General features: G+C 61.6%; 2 protein-coding genes. Both read left to right on the plus strand.

Going from position 1 to position 4,428, the window contains the following annotated elements; translation table 11 throughout:
- Window positions 1-77 precede the first annotated feature (77 nt).
- Entirely contained in the window at window positions 78-3,974 is a 3,897-nt protein-coding gene (gene purL, locus ACRESJ_RS07495) for a phosphoribosylformylglycinamidine synthase (protein WP_431757336.1), read from the plus strand.
- Between the two features lie 5 nt (window positions 3,975-3,979).
- Complete coding sequence (locus ACRESJ_RS07500; RefSeq protein ID WP_431757337.1) at window positions 3,980-4,291, plus strand: NGG1p interacting factor NIF3; 312 nt, start codon at window positions 3,980-3,982, stop codon at window positions 4,289-4,291.
- Window positions 4,292-4,428 lie beyond the last annotated feature (137 nt).

Raw genomic sequence — 4,428 nt, forward strand, 5'->3', positions numbered from 1 at the left:
TTTCGGGTGATGTCGCGGGCTGTTTAGGCTAGAATGCACGGCCTCAAAGCACACCCCTTCCCGAGGCTGTCCCGAAGATGTTGATCCTGCGCGGCGCTCCTGCCCTTTCTGCCTTTCGCCACAGCAAACTCCTTGAGCAACTGAGCCAGAAGGTTCCGGCTGTCAGTGGCCTGTATGCTGAATTCGCTCACTTCGCCGAAGTTACCGGCGTCCTGACCGGCGACGAACAGCAGGTGCTCGCGCGCCTTCTGAAGTACGGTCCAAGCGTTCCGGTCCAGGAGCCGACCGGTCGTCTGTTTCTGGTGCTGCCGCGTTTCGGCACCATCTCGCCATGGTCGAGCAAGGCCAGCGACATCGCTCGCAACTGCGGCCTGACCAAGATCCAGCGCCTGGAACGTGGCATCGCCTTCTACGTGGCCGGCCAGTTCAGCGACGCCGACGCCCAGCTGATCGCCGACGCACTGCACGACCGCATGACCCAGATCGTGCTGGGCAACCTGGAACAGGCTGCCGGCCTGTTCAGCCACGCCGAACCCAAGCCACTGACCGCGATCGACCTGCTCGGTGGCGGCCGCGCTGCGCTGGAAAAAGCCAACACCGAGCTGGGCCTGGCCCTGGCCGAAGACGAGATCGATTACCTGGTCAACGCTTTCGTCGGCTTGAAGCGCAACCCGCACGACATCGAACTGATGATGTTCGCCCAGGCCAACTCCGAGCACTGCCGTCACAAGATCTTCAACGCCAGTTGGGACATCGACGGCGAGAGCCAGGAAAAAAGCCTGTTCGGCATGATCAAGAACACTTACGTGATGCACAGCGAAGGCGTTCTGTCTGCTTATAAGGACAACGCTTCGGTGATCGTCGGCTCCGTGGCCGGTCGTTTCTTCCCGGACCCTGAAACCCGCCAGTACGGCGCGGTGCAGGAGCCAGTGCACATCCTGATGAAAGTCGAAACTCACAACCACCCAACCGCGATTGCACCGTTCCCGGGCGCATCCACCGGTTCCGGTGGCGAGATCCGCGACGAAGGCGCAACCGGTCGCGGCGCCAAGCCGAAAGCCGGCCTGACCGGCTTCACCGTATCCAACCTGCAGATCCCGGGCTTCGAACAGCCTTGGGAAGTGCCGTACGGCAAGCCTGAGCGCATCGTTACCGCACTGGACATCATGATCGAAGGCCCGCTGGGCGGCGCCGCGTTCAACAACGAATTCGGTCGTCCGGCGCTGACCGGCTACTTCCGTACCTTCGAGCAATCGATCACCACCGCGCACGGTGACGAGGTTCGTGGTTACCACAAGCCGATCATGCTGGCTGGCGGTATGGGCAACATTCGTGAAGAGCACGTCCAGAAAGGCGAGATCATTGTTGGCTCCAAGCTGATCGTGCTTGGTGGCCCGGCAATGCTGATCGGCCTGGGCGGCGGCGCGGCTTCCTCCATGGCCACCGGCACCAGCTCGGCTGACCTGGACTTCGCTTCGGTACAGCGCGAAAACCCGGAAATGGAACGTCGCTGCCAGGAAGTCATCGACCGTTGCTGGCAACTGGGCGACAAGAACCCGATCAGCTTCATCCACGACGTGGGTGCCGGTGGTCTGTCCAACGCCTTCCCGGAACTGGTCAACGATGGCGACCGCGGTGGCCGTTTCGAACTGCGCAACATTCCAAACGACGAGCCGGGCATGGCTCCGCACGAAATCTGGTCCAACGAATCCCAGGAACGTTATGTTCTGGCGGTCGGCCCGGCTGACTTCGAACGCTTCAAGGCGATCTGCGAACGCGAGCGTTGCCCGTTCGCCGTGGTCGGCGAAGCCACTGCCGAACCACAGCTGACCGTCACCGACAGCCACTTCGGCAACAGCCCGGTGGACATGCCACTGGAAGTACTGCTGGGCAAGGCGCCGCGCATGCACCGTTCGGTAAAACGCGAAGCCGAGCTGGGCGACGATTTCGATCCGTCGACCCTCGACATCGCTAACTGCGTCGAGCGCGTCCTGCATCACCCGGCCGTGGCCAGCAAGAGCTTCCTGATCACCATCGGCGACCGCACCATCACCGGCCTCGTGGCCCGTGACCAGATGGTTGGCCCGTGGCAGGTTCCGGTGGCTGACGTTGCCGTCACCGCCACCAGCTTCGACGTCTACACCGGTGAAGCCATGGCCATGGGCGAGCGTACTCCGCTGGCTCTGCTGGACGCTCCGGCGTCGGGCCGCATGGCAATCGGTGAAACGCTGACCAACCTCGCGGCCTCGCGCATCGGCAAGATCTCCGACATCAAGTTGTCGGCGAACTGGATGTCCGCTGCCGGTCACCCGGGCGAAGACGCGCGTCTGTACGACACCGTGAAAGCGGTCGGCATGGAGCTGTGCCCAGAGCTGGGCATCACCATTCCGGTAGGCAAGGACTCGATGTCCATGGCCACCCGCTGGAACGACGAAGGCGTGGACAAGTCCGTGACTTCGCCGATGTCTCTGATCGTGACCGGTTTCGCGCCAGTGACTGACATCCGTCAGACCCTGACCCCGCAGCTGCGCATGGATAAAGGCACCACCGACCTGATCCTGATCGACCTGGGCCGTGGCCAGAACCGCATGGGTGCTTCGATCCTCGCCCAGGTTCACGGCAAACTCGGCAGCCAGGCTCCGGACGTCGACGACGCTGAAGACCTGAAGGCCTTCTTCGCCGTCATCCAGGGCCTCAACGCCGACGGTCACTTGCTGGCTTACCACGACCGTTCCGACGGTGGTCTGCTGACCAGCGCCGTGGAAATGGCCTTCGCCGGTCACTGCGGCCTGAGCCTGAACCTCGACAGCCTGGCGGAAACGTCGGCTGACATTGCCGCGATCCTGTTCAACGAAGAACTGGGCGCCGTGATTCAGGTTCGCCAGGACGCGACGCCGGACATCCTCGCTCAGTTCAGCGCTGCCGGCCTGGATGACTGCGTGTCGGTCATCGGTCAGCCGATCAACAACGGCGAGATCAGCATCACCTTCAACGGCGAAACCGTGTTCGAAGGCCAGCGTCGTCTGCTGCAGCGCCAGTGGGCCGAGACCAGCTACCAGATCCAGCGTCTGCGTGACAACGCCAACTGCGCCGATCAGGAATTCGACGTGCTGCTGGAAGAAGACAACCCGGGCCTGAGCGTCAAACTCAGCTACGACGTGAACCAGGACGTCGCCGCGCCTTACATCAAGAAAGGCATTCGCCCTCAGGTTGCCGTACTGCGCGAGCAGGGCGTCAACGGTCAGGTGGAAATGGCGGCTGCGTTCGACCGCGCCGGTTTCAACGCGATCGACGTGCACATGAGCGACATCCTGGCCGGCCGTGTCGACCTGAACGACTTCAAGGGCATGGTCGCCTGCGGCGGTTTCTCCTACGGTGACGTACTGGGTGCCGGTGAAGGTTGGGCCAAGTCGGCGCTGTTCAACAGCCGCGCCCGCGATGCGTTCCAGGGCTTCTTTGAGCGTAACGACAGCTTCACCCTGGGTGTGTGCAACGGTTGCCAGATGATGTCCAACCTGCACGAGCTGATTCCGGGCAGCGAGTTCTGGCCGCACTTCGTGCGTAACCGTTCCGAGCAGTTCGAAGCCCGTGTGGCCATGGTGCAGATCCAGGAGTCAAACTCGATCTTCCTGCAAGGCATGGCCGGTTCGCGTATGCCAATCGCCATCGCTCACGGTGAAGGCCATGCCGAGTTCGCCAGCGAAGAGGCGTTGCTGGAAGCCGATCTGTCCGGTTGCGTGGCGATGCGTTTTGTCGACAACCACGGCAAGGTCACCGAAAGCTATCCGGCCAACCCGAACGGTTCGCCGCGCGGGATCACCGGTTTGACCAGTCGCGACGGTCGCGTGACCATCATGATGCCGCACCCGGAGCGTGTATTCCGCGCTGTGCAGAACTCGTGGCGTTCGGACGACTGGAACGAAGACGCTCCTTGGATGCGCATGTTCCGTAATGCTCGCGTGTGGGTGAACTAAGCGCTGTGTACAAGCTCAGCTTTTTTGTTCCCGACAGCCACGTCGAGTTGGTCAAAAGTGCCGTATTCACCGCCGGTGGTGGACGAATCGGCGACTATGACCACTGCGCGTGGCAGGTGCTGGGCCTGGGCCAGTTTCGACCATTGGACGGCAGTCAGCCGTTCATTGGTGAAGCGGGGCAGGTTGAGCAGGTCGAAGAATGGAAGGTCGAGCTTGTCGTGGCCGATGAGTTGATTCGCTCGGTGGTGGCGGCTCTGAAACAGAGCCATCCCTACGAGACGCCGGCTTATGAGGTATGGCGATTGGAGGATTTCTGATTTTCCACGCTGAAATAAAAAACCCGCTGAAAGTGATTTCAGCGGGTTTTTTGTTGCCTCGAATTTGATCGCGACTTGTGGAGCTGCCGCAGGCTGCGATCTTTTGATCTGGCTTTTAAAATCAAGATCAAAAGATC

Origin of the sequence: Pseudomonas sp. (genome assembly GCF_050739655.1) — a bacterium.
Taxonomy (GTDB): Bacteria; Pseudomonadota; Gammaproteobacteria; order Pseudomonadales; family Pseudomonadaceae; genus Aquipseudomonas.

Bases quoted from the DNA above. Each gene is read 5' to 3' on its own strand.
- purL (WP_431757336.1), top strand. From the start codon at position 78: ATGTTGATCCTGCGCGGCGCTCCTGCCCTTTCTGCCTTTCGCCACAGC.